The organism is Stenotrophomonas sp. SAU14A_NAIMI4_5, assembly GCF_003086795.1.
In the GTDB taxonomy this organism is placed as follows: domain Bacteria; phylum Pseudomonadota; class Gammaproteobacteria; order Xanthomonadales; family Xanthomonadaceae; genus Stenotrophomonas.
In genome coordinates this window covers 455130-469163 of sequence record NZ_CP026003.1, presented here as the reverse complement: position 1 = coordinate 469163, position 14034 = coordinate 455130, and the positions used below count along the sequence as shown (strand labels likewise).

Sequence of the window (14034 nt, the reverse complement as noted above, 5' to 3'; positions counted from 1 at the left end):
CACGCTGAATCCACCACTGCTAGGGGCTATCAGCCCTCTACAAAGGTGCCTGCGGGGCACTTCCTCAGGGCGCAAAAATGATTAAAATCGCCAAGTTTTCCACTGGCCGGATCGGCATGAACGCACCCTCCTCCTCCCCTGCCGCCCACGACGCCCCGCGTCCGGGCGCGCTGCTGTCGCCGGAACTGCCGGCGTCCCCCAACCCGTTCCGCCAGGCCATCACCGACGCCTGGTTGAAGGACGAGGCCAGCCACGTGCGCGAGCTGCTGGCGCAGGCCCGCCTGCCCGCCGAGGAGCAGGCCAAGGTGCAGGCGCTGGCCGCCGACCTGGTCGGCCGGGTGCGCGTGCGCGCCAAGGACCAGGGTGCGATCGAAGCCTTCATGCGCCAGTACGACCTGGGCAGCGAGGAAGGCGTGCTGCTGATGTGCGTGGCCGAGGCGCTGCTGCGCATTCCGGACCAGGACACCGCCGACAAGCTGATCCGCGACAAGCTGGCCGATGCCGACTGGGAAAAGCACCTGGGCGGCAGCGACTCGGTGCTGGTCAACGCCTCCACCTGGGGCCTGATGCTGACCGGCAAGCTGGTGCAGATGAACGACGCCACCCGCGCCGATGCCCCCAGCGCCTTCAAGCGCCTGGTCGGCCGCGTCGGTGAGCCGGTGGTGCGCCTGGCCGTGCGCCAGGCCATGAAGATCATGGGCCACCAGTTCGTCATGGGCCGCACCATCAGCGAAGCACTGTCGCGTTCGCACAAGGGCGACAACGCCAGCTACCGCTATTCGTTCGACATGCTGGGCGAAGGCGCGCTGACCATGAAGGACGCGCTGCGCTACCTCGAGGACTACCGCCGCGCGATCCACGCCATCGGCGGCGACCACAAGGCGCGCGGCGGCCGCCCGGACGGCGACGTCAACAACGCCCCGGGCATCTCCATCAAGCTGTCGGCGCTCTACCCGCGCTACGAGCACGCCAAGCGCGAGCGCGTGCTGACCGACCTGGTGCCGGGCGTGCTGGAACTGGCGCAGCTGGCCAAGAGCTACGGCATCGGCTGCACCGTCGACGCCGAAGAGTCGGACCGCCTGGAACTGTCGCTGGACATCATCGAACAGGTGTTCGGCGATGCCTCGCTGGCCGGCTGGGATGGCTTCGGCGTGGTCGTGCAGGCCTACCAGAAGCGCACCCCGTACACGATCGACCACCTGGCCGACATGGCGCGCCGCGCCGGTCGCCGCCTGCAGGTGCGCCTGGTCAAGGGCGCCTACTGGGACGCCGAGATCAAGCGCGCGCAGATCGAAGGCTATCCGGGCTACCCGGTGTTCACCCGCAAGCAGAACACCGACGTGTCCTACCTGGCCTGCGCCAAGCGTCTGTTTACCCATGCCGACGCGATCTACCCGATGTTCGCCACGCACAACGCGCACACCATCGCCGCGGTGCGCAGCATCGCCAACGGTGGCGTGTACGAGCACCAGAAGCTGCACGGCATGGGCGACGACCTGTACGCCGAAGTGGTGCCGGCCGACCGCCTGGCCCTGCCCTGCCGCGTGTATGCGCCGGTCGGTTCGCATGAAGACCTGCTGCCGTACCTGGTGCGCCGCCTGCTGGAAAACGGCGCCAACTCCAGTTTCGTCAACCGCATCACCGACGAACGCGTGCCGATCGCCGACCTGATCCGCGATCCGGTCGAGATGGTCGCCTCGTTCGCCTCGATCCCCCACCCGAAGATCCCGCTGCCGGTTGACCTGCTGCGCAGCCAGAACCACGACAGGAAGAACTCCATGGGCGCCAACCTCGCCAACGACAACGAACTGCGCGCCCTGGCCGAGCAGATCAACGCGGCTGTGAAGCCTTGGCAGGCCGCCCCGCTGGTGCCGGGTGCCAACCCGGCCGGCGCCGCGCTGCCGGTGACCAACCCGGCCGACACCCGCGAAGTGGTCGGCCAGTGGCTGGCCGCCGATGCCGCCACCGTGCAGAAGGCCCTGGCCAATGCCGTAGCCGCGCAGCCGGCCTGGAACCGCACCCCGGCCGCCAGCCGCGCCGCCATCCTCGAGCACGCCGCCGACCAGCTGGAAGCGCGCATGCCGGAGTTCATGGCGCTGTGCGTGAAGGAAGCCGGCAAGAGCCTGCCCGACAGCATCGCCGAAGTGCGCGAAGCCGTGGATTTCCTGCGCTACTACGCCAAGCAGGCGCGCGAGCAGTTCAGCCACGCCGAGAAGCTGCCCAGCCCGACCGGTGAATCCAACGAACTGCAGCTGCACGGCCGCGGCGTGTTCGTCTGCATCAGCCCGTGGAACTTCCCGCTGGCGATCTTCCTGGGCCAGGTGGCCGCTGCACTGGCCGCCGGCAACAGCGTCATCGCCAAGCCGGCCGAGCAGACCAACCTGATCGGCTACTACGCCGTGAAGCTGCTGCACGATGCCGGCGTGCCGGCCGAGGTGGTGCAGTTCCTGCCGGGCGACGGTGCCACCGTCGGTGCCGCGCTGACCGCCGACCCGCGCGTGGCCGGCGTGGCCTTCACCGGCTCCACCGACACCGCCCGTGCGATCAACCGCGCGATGGCCGCGCGTGATGCCGCCATCGGCGTGCTGATCGCCGAAACCGGCGGCCAGAACGCCTTCATCGCCGATTCCTCGGCACTGCCGGAACAGCTGGTCAAGGACGCGATCGGTTCGGCCTTCACCTCCGCCGGCCAGCGCTGCTCGGCCGCGCGCGTGCTGTTCGTGCAGGACGACATCGCCGACAAGGTGATGACCATGCTGGCCGGTGCGATGAAGGAACTGAAGGTCGGCAACCCCGGCGTTCTGTCCACCGACGTCGGCCCGGTGATCGACGCCGATGCGCTGAAGATCCTGCAGGACCATGCCGAGCGCATGGACCGCGAAGCGCGCCTGATCGCCGCTGCCGAACTGTCCGCCGAAGCCGCCAACGGCACCTTCTTCGCACCGCGTGCGTATGAACTGAAGGACCTGGCCCAGCTGCAGAAGGAAGTGTTCGGTCCGGTGCTGCACGTCATCCGCTGGAAGGGCGACCAGCTCGACGCGGTGATCGACCAGATCAACGCCACCGGCTACGGCCTGACCCTGGGCGTGCATTCGCGCATCGACGAGACCGTCGACCGCATCAGCAACGGCGTCCACGTCGGCAACGTCTACGTCAACCGCAACCAGATCGGTGCGGTGGTCGGCGTGCAGCCGTTCGGCGGCCAGGGCCTGTCCGGCACCGGCCCGAAGGCCGGCGGCCCGCACTACCTGCTGCGCTTCGCCACCGAAAAGACGGTGACGGTGAACACCACCGCCGCCGGTGGCAACGCCTCGCTGCTGACCCTGGGCGACTGAAACACCCCTCCCCTTCCACGGGTGTGATTGATGCACGAAAAACCCCGCGAAAGCGGGGTTTTTTGTGCCATCACGCCACCGCGCTGAAGCGGTTGTCCACGCGCGCGGCCAGCGCGTCCTGTACTCGCGCGATGCGTGTTTCCAGATCGCCTTCCAGCAGCACGAACGGCAGCCCCCGCGCCTGCAGCTCCTGCAAATACCAGGCATGCTGCTGCGCGCGGAAGGCCTCGCCCACCCGCGTGCCATCCTGGTCGAAGGCGATGTCCGGCGCACACAGGAACAGCAGGTCATACGGCCGCAATGCAGCCTGCAGCAGCGGGTCCGGTGCGCTGCCGAACATCCAGCCGCTGTAGCCCAGGGTCACCAGTGGCGTGGTATCGCAGAACAGCCAGCGCTGCGCCGTCAGCGCCGCCGCATCCTCACGCCGGGGCTGCTCTTCGGCGATGCGCAGCAGGTCCGGTTCGCGCAGGTCACCGCCCTGCATCTCCCACAGCGTGCGCCCGTATTCCGCGACCCACGTCGTGCCCATGCGCTCGGCCAGCACGCGCGCCAGCGTGGTCTTGCCGGTGGATTCGCCACCGATGAAGGCCACGCGCTGCACGTAGTCCGCGTACACCTGTGGCGACAGGCCATGGCGAAGCACATGCGGATCGGCGCGCAGCTGGGTGCCGCTGGGCTGGCCGACATCGCGGCTGCGCTCCAGCCGCTGGTGCTGCACGGGTGCGTTGAAGTGCGCTGCCAGCACTGCGGCAAAACCATCGCCGTAGTCTTCGCCGGTGAACACCGCCTGCACCGGCCCACCGAACAGATGCAGGCACAGCCAGGCGGTGAAATCGCGCTGCGCCTGCTCGCTGTCGCTGTCGCGTGGCAACACGCGCGGAGGCAGGCCGTGCTGTTCGCAGAGCGCGGCCAGGCGGACATCGTCGAGCACCGCCACCGTCGCCTGCGGAAAGCGCGCACGCAGCCAGCGTTCGCGGCGGGCAGCGCTGTAACCGGCAAAGCCCGGCTGCGACCAGCCGATCACCAGCAGCTGCCGGCAGTGCGCGGCGGCGAAGTCGATCAGGTGTTCATGGCCGCGGTGCAGTGGGCAGAACTTGCCCACCACCAGACCGCGCTCGACGCGCTCAGGCAGCGGCATCAGCGGTCTTTGCCTCGGCACGCATCAGCGTGCGCCAATGGCGCAGCGCCACCAGCGCGTTGATCCAGAAGCCGATGTAAAGGAACGAGGTCAGGTGCAGGCCGCGGCTGTAGTACAGCGGCACGGCGATGGTGTTGACCAGCAGCCATACCCACCACGATTCCAGCTTGCGCCGCATCATCAGGATCTGCGCGATCACGCTCAGCACCAGCACTGCTGAATCGATGTAGGGCGCGTAGGCATGGGTCAGGCGGGTCAGCATCCAGCCGTAGGCGAAGGTCGCCACCACCGCCAGCGGCAGCAGCCAGGCCCACGCCCGCGGGCGCACCGGGGTGATCGGCAGGGGCGCGCCATGGTCGCCGCGCAGCCACTGCCACCAGCCCAGCACGCTGATGGCGATGAAGAAGAACTGCAGGACCATGTCCGCAAACAGGTGCGAACGCTCGAACACGGCGGCAAACAGCGCGCAGCCGACGATGCCCAGCCACCAGGTGTGCACGTTGTTGCGGCCGGCCAGCAGGATCGAGCCGGCGACGGCGATGTTGGCAGCCAGCTCCAGCTGGAAGTTCGGATCGGTGAGGTTCATGGCGCCATTGTCGTTGATCCGCACACCGAACGTGGATGGCCTTACACCCGCGCCAAAAATGCCTCGACGTCCCCCGCCTCGCACTTCCACTCGGCATACACCCCCACCAACTGGCACTGCGGGCAGCGGCAGCCGATGTACAGCCAGCGCACATCGCGCGAATCGGCGTACAGCGCCACGCCACAGTGGATGGACAGGGCCTCGCTGCCACAGAGGCATTCATGGGCTTCAGGATCCGCCTCATCGGCATACGCCGCGCTGTCGCCCATCAGGTGCGCAGTGCCGCAGGCCACGCAGTCCCGGCGCGCAACGCCTGCCTCCTCGTCATCGAACAAGCGGAACAACGTCGATCCGCAGACACAGACCGCAGCCCGGTAGTCGGTCGCGGGGTAACCGTTGCGTTCACTGAAGCCCTGGATGACCGCCCGGATGTCGTCGTCCGCGCTGCCATACCAGTGTTTGCCCTTGCGTGTGAGCGTCATCGTTTCCTCCGCCAGAATCCCGTCAGTAGATCCACGCCATGCGTGGATGACCACCCCATCAGTAGATCCACGCCATGCGTGGAGGGCGTCTACCCACAAAAAGAAAGCCCCGCTTGCGCGGGGCCCTCCTCGTACTGCTTCAGGCCGTGGCCTGGATCAGAACTTGTACTGGAACGACGCAGCCAGCACGTCGCCACGGACCTTGTACTTGCCCGACAGCGAGTTGCCCTGGTTGTTGGTGGTCGCCGGCACGTTCACGTTCGGGTCGCTGGTGAACAGGTGGGTGTAACCGAAGTTGTATTCGGTGTTGGCCGACGGCGTCCAGCCCACGCCCAGCGACAGCCACTTGCGGCTGGTATCCGGCACGCGCACGTCGCGGTGGGCATCGGTGGTCGGGGTCTGGTCCAGCGCAACGCCGCCACGCAGGGTGACGGTGTCGCTCAGCTTGAAGTCGGTACCCAGCGAGACGAAGGTGGTATCGCGGTAGCCAAATTCCAGCACCGAGTCCGGCTGCGCCGAGGCGTAGTCGATGGTGACCTGGTCAAAGGCGGTCGACCAGGCGGTACGGGTGACGTCACCCATCACCGTCCAGCGGTCGTTGACCTTGTGGGTCACGCTCAGGGTGGCCGACGCCGGCAGGGTCACCGTAGCCTTGCCGCTGGTGGTGACAAAGCGGCCCGGCTGAGCCGCAGCCAGCACCGCTGCCGCATTGGCTGGCACATCGAAGGTGGCGTCGCCACCGGTGATCTTGTGCTCGACCTTGGAGCGGTAGCTGATGCCGATGTGGGTGTTCTCGTCCGGGCTGAACAGGCCGCCGACGGTCCAGCCCACGGCGTTGTTGTCGCCTTCCACGGTCAGCTTGCCATCGGCGCTGCCCGGGGCGAAGCCCGGCACACGCGACTGAGCCAGCGCGGTGCCGAAGTCAATGTTGTTGCTCAGTTCGATGGTCAGGTGCTCGACGAACACCGATGCACCGAACGACACGTACGGGTTCACGTCATAGGACGCGGCGAAGCCCAGATCGATGGCCTTCAGGTCGGTCTTCAGGCCGCTGTAGCGGCCCACCCAGCCGTTGTCGTACTCAGTCTTGAAGCCGAACGGTGCGGTCAGCGAGACACCAAAATGGGCCTTCTCGCCCAGAGGCATGTGGAAGTAAGCGGCCGGGACCGGCGCAATCATGCCGGCGTCGCCACCGTCACTGCCGGTCTGCGCGGCGCCCGTCGGCTTACGGCCCTGGCCCTTGAACTCGGCCTTGAAACTGATGGCGCTGAGGTCGCCCTGGACCATGGTGCCGTCCAGCTGGCGCATGCCGGCCGGGTTGACGGCGATGATGGACGCGTCGCCCTCGGCGCTGCCGGAGCCGGCGAACGCACGGCCCAGGCCCTTGGCGCTGTTTTCCTTCAGCTGAAAGGCAGCGGCGTTGGCATCAGCGGCGGCCAGCGCACCGGCAACGCCGACGGCCAGCAGGGTCAGTCGGGCAATGGTGGAAGCAGTTTGCATCGTGTTCTCTCTCCGGTAAGCGGTGATGGTGCTCTGAGTGCGCCTGCGCCTACCGGACCCGCAAAGGCCCGCCAGAACGCGCCGGATTCCCCTCCCGACATACGACGCCGTATGCGAGTATTACCCAGAGCCGTTAATGAAACAATAACAGCAGCGGCCGTATTCGATGCGCAAAAACTGAACAGGCGCCTCGCCCGCGCAAAGCCCCGGCACGCTAGGCTAGCGGCCATGTTCGTGTCTCTCCCCTCCCGCAAGAAGGCCACGCTGCGCTGGGCTACACCCGTGCTGTTTGCGGCATTGTGGCTGGCATTCCTGTGGTCGATCTCGCGTCCGGGCGACGCCCGCAACAGCCTCTGGCTGGACTGGGGCGCGCTGTCGACCGGCCTGACCCAGCCCCAGGACTGGTGGGCGACCCTGCAGGACGGCAGCGTGCTGCGGTTGTTCACCGCCCTGTTCCTGCACGCGGACTGGTCGCACCTGCTGGGCAACCTGGTGTTCCTGCTGATCTTCGGCCTGCCCGCCGAGCGCGTGCTGGGGCCGTGGCGGCTGATGCTGCTGTTCCTGGTCGGCGGCGCGGTGTCCAACCTGGTGGCGATCTACACCATGGGCAGCCCGGACCAGATCATCATCGGCGCCAGCGGCGCGGTGTCGGCGATGATCGGCGCCTACCTGGCGCTGTTCCCGGCCGCGCGCCTGGGCGTGGTCATCCCGCTGGGCCTGTTCCTGGAATTCGTGCGTGCCCCGGCCTATCTGCTGATCGGCGTCTGGGCCGCACTGCAGGTGGTGTTCGCCCACATCGGCCCAAGCTTCGGCATGGTGGCCTGGTGGGCGCACATCGGTGGCTTCGTGTTCGGCCTGCTGTACGGCGTGTACGTGCGCGCGGCCATCGCCCGCAAGCTGCGCAAGCGCCACGGGTTCTGAGCACCGGGTAGTGCCGGCCGCTGGCCGGCTCCCCACTCACCGCGTCGCCGGGCGTGGCCCGGCGCTACCTCAGGGCTTGGCCGGGGTTTCGGCCGGCTTGGCCGCGGGCTTCGGTTCGGGCTTGGGCTCTGCGTTCGCATCGGGCTTCGCCTCAGGCCTGGCGGCCGCGGCCTTCGTCGCCTTCTCCGCCTCGGCCTTGGCCGCTTCGGCCTTCAGCCGCGTGGCCACCGAACCGGGGTTCTTCAGTTCGGCCAGGGCGTCATTGATCGGCGCATCGCCCGGCAGCACCGCACCGGCGCGGTAGCCCTCGGTACCTTCGTCGTCACCGCGCAGGTGGCCCGGCAGGGTCGCCTCGCTGTAATCGCTCAGGCTGGCCGGCAGTGCATCTTCCTCCGGCGTCGGCGCCGGCTTCAGTTCGACGTCGGGCACGATGCCGGTGGCCTGGATCGACTTGCCACTGGGCGTGTAATAGCGCGCCGTGGTCAGCTTGACCGAATCGCCGTTGTCCAGCGGCAGCACGGTCTGCACCGAGCCCTTGCCGAAGGTCCGGCTGCCGACCACGCGCGCGCGCTTGTTGTCGCGCAGCGCACCGGCCAGCACTTCGGACGCACTGGCCGAACCCGCGTCGGCCAGCACCACCACCGGCGCGCCCTTCAGCAGGTCGCCCGGCGTCGCATCGAAGCGCGCATCGCTGATGCTGATGCGGCCGCGGGTGCTGACGATGTTGCCCTTGTCGAGCAGGTCATCGGCCACCTGCACCGCGGCGGTAAGCAGGCCACCCGGGTTGCTGCGCAGATCCAGCACCAGGCCCTTGAGCTGGCCACCGGCCTGCTTCTGCAGCTGCTGCACGTGCTTCTGGAAATCAGAACCGGTATCGGCCTGGAACGTGCTCAGGCGGATGTAGCCGTAGCCCGGTTCGAGCATGCGGCTCTTCACGCTGGTCACGCGGATGGTCTGCCGGGTCAGGCTGACATCGAACGGCTTGGGCTTGCCGTCGCGCACGATGGTCAGCACCACCTTGCTGCCGGCCGGGCCACGCAGCGGCTCGCTGGCATCGATGGCGCTGATCGGCTTGCCGTCGATGGCGATGATCAGGTCGCCGGCGAGGATGCCGGCCTTGGCCGCCGGCGTGTCGTCGATCGGCGAGATGACCTTCATGCTGGCGTTGTCGGGCTGCTGCTGCAGCTCCACGCCGATGCCCTCGTAGGCACCGTTGGCCTGCTCGTCGAAGGCCTCGGCGTCTTCCTTGTTGAAGTAGGTGCTGTGCGGATCGAGATCCAGCAGCAGGCCGCGCACGGCCGACTGCATCAGCTTGTTGTCATCGACCGGGTCGACATAGGCCGCGCGGACCGCGTTGTAGACCGAGACGAAACGACGGATGTCTTCCAGCGGCACCTTCGAGGTCACCGCCTCCTCGTTGCTCGCTGCCTGGCCGGAGGTATCGGTGGCGGCCGGCGCAGTCTGCTGCGCCCAGGACAGCGCTGGCATCAGGGCCAGCAAGAGGGTGGCGGTACGGGCTGCGCGCATGGATCACTCCTGTCGACGGTGGCATCGTGCCCAAGGCACATGCCCCGATTATGCGCGAAGCGTGGCTAAATTCCCGTTGAATCCGGCCCGGTCGCAGCAGCGTCGATTCAGCGCCGCTGCAGCCAGCTGTCCGGGTTGACCGGTTGTCCGCCGCGGCGCAGCTCGAAGTACAGCGCGGTCACGCCCTGGCCACCGGAATTGCCGACCTTGGCCACGGCATCACCACGGCTCACGCGCGCGCCGGCATCCTTCAGCAGGGTGTCGTTGTGTGCGTACAGGCTCATGTAGCCGTTGCCATGGTCGACGATCAGGATCATCCCGTAGCCGGTCATCCAGTCGGAGAACACCACGGTGCCATCGGCCACGGCGGTGACGGTGCTGCCTGCCGGCGCGCCGATCAGCACGCCGCTGCTGGTGCGCCCGTCGGGCAGCTTGGCGCCATAGCGGGCCAGCAGGTTGCCCGACAGCGGCCAGCCCAGCCCGCCCACCTTCGGTGCAGGCGCGGAGGCCACGGCCGGCGGGACCTTGGTCGGCGGCGGCGGGCGGCCCTCGGCCTTGGCCTGGCGTGCGGCCTTTTCGGCAGCGGCCTTTTCGGCGGCCGCCTTGCGCGCGGCGGCACGGCGTTCGGCCTCGGCGCGGGCGGCGGCCGCACGCAGGTTGGCCAGCAGCGTTTCCAGCGCCTTGGCATCCTGGCCGAGTGCCTGTTCCTTCTCGCGGCGGTCCTTGAAGCGTTCTTCCAGCGAGGCCACGGTCTGCGCGCGATCGCGGCGATCTGCCGCCAGCGAGGCCGCCTGCTGCTTCTGGTCGCGCTGCGCGCCCTGCAGGGTCTGTTTGCGCTCGGCAATCTGCGCCTGCAGCGTCTCCAGTTCCTTCAGGTCGCCGGTGAGGGTGGCGATGCGCTGCGCGCGCTCGCGCTGCAGGTAGCGGTGGTACGCCAGGGCACGGTTGGCATCGGCCACCGTGTCCTGCGACAGCAGCAGCTTCAGCGGGGCATGGTTGCCCAGCTGGTAGGCCGCGCGCAGCAGCCCGGCCAACTCGCGGTTCTGCTGGGCCAGGTTGGCCTGCAGGGTGGCGCGACGCTGTTCGGCTTCGGCCAGGGCCTGGTTCTGCTCGCGCAGCGCGGTTTCGGTCTGGGCCAGTGCCCGGCCGCTGCGGGCAACCTTTTCGTCGGCATCGCGCAGCTGCCGTGAGGCCTGGCCGCGCTGGCCCTCGATCTGCCGGCGCTCCTGCGCCACGCCCTTCAGTTCGGTACGCAGCTTCTGCAGCTTGCGCTCGGCCTCGCGGGTAGAAGCGGTCTGCGCGCTGCCCGGCAGGGGAGCGGCCAGCGCCAATGCCAGCCCCAGCAACAGGCAACGCCCGGCGCGGGCAGCGGCGGTGTGATGTCGGCGTGAGGGGAAGACGTTGTTGCGCAAGGGCTTTCCAGTGACTTCAGGCAGTTGCAGGGGGTGCCGGGGAATGGTGACATCAACGCACGCGGCCTGCCAGCCGCACAACAACGAGGTCCCCCATGAAAACGCTCTCCATTCCGCTGCTGTTGGGCGCACTGCTGGTCGCCGGCCCGCTTGGCGCGCAGGACAACATCAGCAAGGTCAACGGCAGCATCAGCGCCGACCCGGGCCAGCGCTACGGCAAGCTGGACACCGTCAACGGCGGCATCCGCGTGGGTGATGGCGTGGAAACCGGCAGCATCGACACCGTCAACGGCGGCGTCACCGTGGCCGACCGCGCCCGCACCGGCAGCATCGAGACGGTCAACGGCAGCGTGCGCCTGGGCCGTGAAGTCATCGCCCAAGGCGATGTCAGCACGGTCAACGGCAGCATCTTCAGCGACCACGGCAGCCAGATCGAAGGCGGCGTGGAAACGGTCAATGGTGGCATCGGCCTGGTCAGCAGCCGCGTGCGCAAGGACGTGGAAACGGTCAACGGTGACATCACCGTGGGCATCGGCTCGCAGGTCGGTGGCGGCCTGCGCGTGCGCAAGCCCAATTTCAGCGTTTCGCTCACGGCCAGCCGCAAGCCGCGCGTGATCATCGGCCCCAACGCCGTGGTCGAAGGCCCGCTGCTGTTCGAACGCGAGGTGGTGCTGTACGTGCACCGCACCGCACGCGTCGGGCCGGTCACCGGTGCCGAGCCGATCCCGTTCGACACCGATACCGCGCCGGCGGACTGAGTCCCCGGCGCTGCAGTACGGGGAATGCTCCCCTTCACCGGCCGCGCCCGGCGTGGCCATCCCTCGTGTATCCAGGAAACGACGATGCCCCGCAAACTCCTCCTGTGCCTGGCCGCCGCGGCCGCGCTCAGTGCCTGCAAAGGCGAAGACACTTCCACGCCGGCGCCTGCCGCCAGCCCCGATGCTGCCGCCACGCCGGCAGCCCACACCTTCTCGCCCGGCATCAACGCCGCCGACTTCAGCGAGATGGTCAAGACGCTGGCTTCGGACGAATTCGAAGGCCGCGCCCCGGGCAGCAAGGGCGAAGAACTGACGGTCAACTACATCCGCGACCAGATGCAGCGCATCGGCCTTCAGCCGGGCAACGGTGACAGCTGGTTCCAGGACGTGCCGATGACCGAGACCACGGCCGACGAATCGACCGTCCTGAAGATCACCCAGGGTGGCAAGACCACCGAGCTGAAGTTCGGCACCGACATGGTGGTGGGCACCCGTACCGGCGAGGCCGAAGTGAAGGTCGATGCCAGTGACCTCGTGTTCGTCGGCTATGGCGTGGATGCGCCGGAGCAGAAGTGGAACGACTACGCCGGCCAGGACTGGAAGGGCAAGACGGTCGTGATGTTCGTCAACGACCCGGGCTTCCATGTCGGCGACGAGACGCTGTTCGACGGCAAGCGCATGACCTATTACGGGCGCTGGACCTACAAGTTCGAGGAAGCCGCCCGCAAGGGTGCCGCCGCCGCGCTGATCGTGCACGACACCGCCGGTGCTTCCTATGGCTGGGACGTGGTGAAGAACTCGTGGGCCGGCCCGCAGTACGACCTGCCGGCCAAGGATGATCCGGAAGCGCGCATCCCGGTGCAGGGCTGGCTGAGTGCGAACGCCGCCAAGGCGCTGTTTGCCGGGGCCGGCCTGGACCTGGCGCAGGCCTACAAGGACGCCAGCAAGCGCGGCTTCAAGCCGGTCCCGCTGAAGGCCACCGCTGCGGTCGACCTGAAGAGCCAGATCGCGCAGAAGCAGTCGCGCAACGTGGTGGGCGTGCTGCCGGGCAGCAAGCGTGCCGACGAAGCCGTGCTGTACATGGCCCACTGGGACCACCTGGGCAAGCATGAGGGCGAGGAAGGCGACAACATCTACAACGGTGCTGTCGACAACGCGACCGGCGTGGCCGGCATCCTCGAAGTGGCCGAAGCCATGGCCCACCAGGATCCGAAGCCGGAGCGTTCGGTGGTGTTCCTGGCCGTGACCCTGGAAGAGTCCGGCCTGCTGGGTTCCAAGTACTACGTGGCCCACCCGACCTTCCCGCTGGACAAGATTGCCGGCGTGATCAACATCGACGCGATGTCGGTGGCCGGCCGTGCCAAGGACGTGACGGTGACCGGTTTCGGCAGTTCCGAGCTGGAGGACATCCTCAAGCCGCTGGCTGCCGCCCAGGATCGCACCCTGCACGGCGAGACCTCGGTGCAGAGCGGCTTCTACTTCCGTTCGGACCACTTCAATTTCGCCAAGGCCGGCGTGCCGGCGCTGTATGCCGACGGTGGCGAGGACCTGCGCGACGGTGGCGTCGACGCGGGCCGCAAGGCCGCGACCGATTACGGCAACAACCGCTACCACGGGCCGAAGGATGAGTTCGATGCGTCCACCTGGAAGCTGGATGGCACCGTGGAAGACCTGGAACTGATGTACGGCGTGGGCAAGGAACTGGCAGGCGGCGATCGCTGGCCGAACTGGTACGAAGGCAATCCCTTCAAGGCCGCCCGCGACGAGATGATGAAGAACAAGGCTGCGGCCCCGTAAAGCCGAGCCATGCTCGACTGAACAGTGTTGAGGTCCAGGCGGCGCCCCACGGGGCGCCGCCTTTTTTTGTGGGCGGTGGGGCGGTCCATCCACGCATGGCGTGGATCTACAGCCTTGGCTGGCACCGCGCAACGCGCGGCAACGCCCCCAGCGTGTTTATCTGCGCGCAAAGAAAAACCCCGCTGCGTGAGCAGCGGGGTTTTGGGTGTAAACCCTGGCGATGACCTACTCTCGCATGGCTTGAGCCACACTACCATCGGCGCAGCTGCGTTTCACTTCCGAGTTCGGGATGGGATCGGGTGGTTCCACAGCGCTAATTTCACCAGGGAGACGGTTGCAGCAGCGCTTGCAGCGCCAGCTCGCGATCTTGCCCTTGGGGCGGAAGGTACCCGGAAAAGCGGTGCCTTCACTTAATAAGAAAAAACCCCGCTGCGTGAGCAGCGGGGTTTTTGGGTGTAAACCCTGGCGATGACCTACTCTCGCATGGCTTGAGCCACACTACCATCGGCGCAGCTGCGTTTCACTTCCGAGTTCGGGATGGGATCGGGTGGTTCCACAGCGCTAATTTCACCAGGGAG

At 67.7% G+C, this 14034-nt stretch carries 10 protein-coding genes and 2 rRNA genes; 4 read left to right on the top strand and 8 right to left on the bottom strand.

Annotated features, from left to right (window positions below; translation table 11 throughout):
- Positions 1 to 116 precede the first annotated feature (116 nt).
- Complete coding sequence (putA, locus tag C1925_RS02155; RefSeq protein WP_108767492.1) at positions 117 to 3335, top strand: bifunctional proline dehydrogenase/L-glutamate gamma-semialdehyde dehydrogenase PutA; 3219 nt, start codon at positions 117 to 119, stop codon at positions 3333 to 3335.
- A 70-nt stretch (positions 3336 to 3405) separates the two neighbouring features.
- Here the strand turns inward: putA and C1925_RS02150 are convergent, their stop codons facing one another.
- From C1925_RS02150 to C1925_RS02135, 4 genes are all read right to left on the bottom strand, one after another.
- Entirely contained in the window at positions 3406 to 4473 is a 1068-nt protein-coding gene (locus tag C1925_RS02150) for an AAA family ATPase (protein WP_108767491.1), read from the bottom strand.
- Positions 4460 to 5059, bottom strand: coding sequence for a nicotinamide riboside transporter PnuC (gene pnuC, locus C1925_RS02145; protein WP_108770589.1), 600 nt, complete (start codon positions 5057 to 5059; stop codon positions 4460 to 4462). The genes C1925_RS02150 and pnuC overlap by 14 nt, the downstream gene beginning before the upstream one ends.
- A gap of 41 nt (positions 5060 to 5100) precedes the next feature.
- Positions 5101 to 5541 carry a hypothetical protein gene (locus tag C1925_RS02140; RefSeq protein WP_108767490.1) on the bottom strand — a complete coding sequence of 147 codons (441 nt, stop codon included), beginning with the start codon at positions 5539 to 5541 and terminating at the stop codon, positions 5101 to 5103.
- Positions 5542 to 5697: 156 nt separating this feature from the next.
- Positions 5698 to 7041: an outer membrane protein transport protein gene (locus C1925_RS02135; protein WP_108767489.1), complete on the bottom strand. Its 1344-nt coding sequence runs from the start codon at positions 7039 to 7041 to the stop codon at positions 5698 to 5700.
- A gap of 228 nt (positions 7042 to 7269) precedes the next feature.
- Between C1925_RS02135 and C1925_RS02130 the strand changes: the two genes are divergently transcribed.
- Positions 7270 to 7962: a rhomboid family intramembrane serine protease gene (locus C1925_RS02130; RefSeq protein WP_108767488.1), complete on the top strand. Its 693-nt coding sequence runs from the start codon at positions 7270 to 7272 to the stop codon at positions 7960 to 7962.
- A gap of 69 nt (positions 7963 to 8031) precedes the next feature.
- Here the strand turns inward: C1925_RS02130 and C1925_RS02125 are convergent, their stop codons facing one another.
- Positions 8032 to 9489 (bottom strand): S41 family peptidase, encoded by a 1458-nt coding sequence (locus C1925_RS02125; RefSeq protein WP_108767487.1) that lies wholly within the window; start codon positions 9487 to 9489, stop codon positions 8032 to 8034.
- 107 nt (positions 9490 to 9596) lie between these two features.
- A complete protein-coding gene (locus C1925_RS02120; RefSeq protein WP_108767486.1) occupies positions 9597 to 10901 on the bottom strand; it encodes a peptidoglycan DD-metalloendopeptidase family protein in 1305 nt (434 codons plus the stop codon).
- Positions 10902 to 10996: 95 nt separating this feature from the next.
- Between C1925_RS02120 and C1925_RS02115 the strand changes: the two genes are divergently transcribed.
- The gene (locus C1925_RS02115; RefSeq protein WP_108767485.1) at positions 10997 to 11659 is read left to right on the top strand and encodes a hypothetical protein; all 663 of its coding nucleotides are present in this window, start codon (positions 10997 to 10999) and stop codon (positions 11657 to 11659) included.
- Between the two features lie 84 nt (positions 11660 to 11743).
- Entirely contained in the window at positions 11744 to 13456 is a 1713-nt protein-coding gene (locus tag C1925_RS02110; RefSeq protein WP_108767484.1) for a M28 family metallopeptidase, read from the top strand.
- Between the two features lie 212 nt (positions 13457 to 13668).
- Here C1925_RS02110 and rrf (C1925_RS02105) read toward each other — a convergent pair.
- Positions 13669 to 13783, bottom strand: a 5S ribosomal RNA gene (gene rrf, locus C1925_RS02105).
- A gap of 133 nt (positions 13784 to 13916) precedes the next feature.
- Positions 13917 to 14031 (bottom strand): 5S ribosomal RNA (gene rrf / locus C1925_RS02100).
- Between the last annotated feature and the right edge of the window lie 3 nt (positions 14032 to 14034).

What these genes read in the sequence shown, in the direction of transcription:
- putA (WP_108767492.1), top strand. Translation starts at nt 117, where the DNA reads ATGAACGCACCCTCCTCCTCCCCTGCCGCCCACGACGCCCCGCGTCCG.
- C1925_RS02150 (WP_108767491.1), bottom strand. Translation starts at nt 4,473, where the DNA reads ATGCCGCTGCCTGAGCGCGTCGAGCGCGGTCTGGTGGTGGGCAAGTTC.
- pnuC (WP_108770589.1), bottom strand. Translation starts at nt 5,059, where the DNA reads ATGAACCTCACCGATCCGAACTTCCAGCTGGAGCTGGCTGCCAACATC.
- C1925_RS02140 (WP_108767490.1), bottom strand. Translation starts at nt 5,541, where the DNA reads ATGACGCTCACACGCAAGGGCAAACACTGGTATGGCAGCGCGGACGAC.
- C1925_RS02135 (WP_108767489.1), bottom strand. Translation starts at nt 7,041, where the DNA reads ATGCAAACTGCTTCCACCATTGCCCGACTGACCCTGCTGGCCGTCGGC.
- C1925_RS02130 (WP_108767488.1), top strand. Translation starts at nt 7,270, where the DNA reads ATGTTCGTGTCTCTCCCCTCCCGCAAGAAGGCCACGCTGCGCTGGGCT.
- C1925_RS02125 (WP_108767487.1), bottom strand. Translation starts at nt 9,489, where the DNA reads ATGCGCGCAGCCCGTACCGCCACCCTCTTGCTGGCCCTGATGCCAGCG.
- C1925_RS02115 (WP_108767485.1), top strand. Translation starts at nt 10,997, where the DNA reads ATGAAAACGCTCTCCATTCCGCTGCTGTTGGGCGCACTGCTGGTCGCC.
- C1925_RS02110 (WP_108767484.1), top strand. Translation starts at nt 11,744, where the DNA reads ATGCCCCGCAAACTCCTCCTGTGCCTGGCCGCCGCGGCCGCGCTCAGT.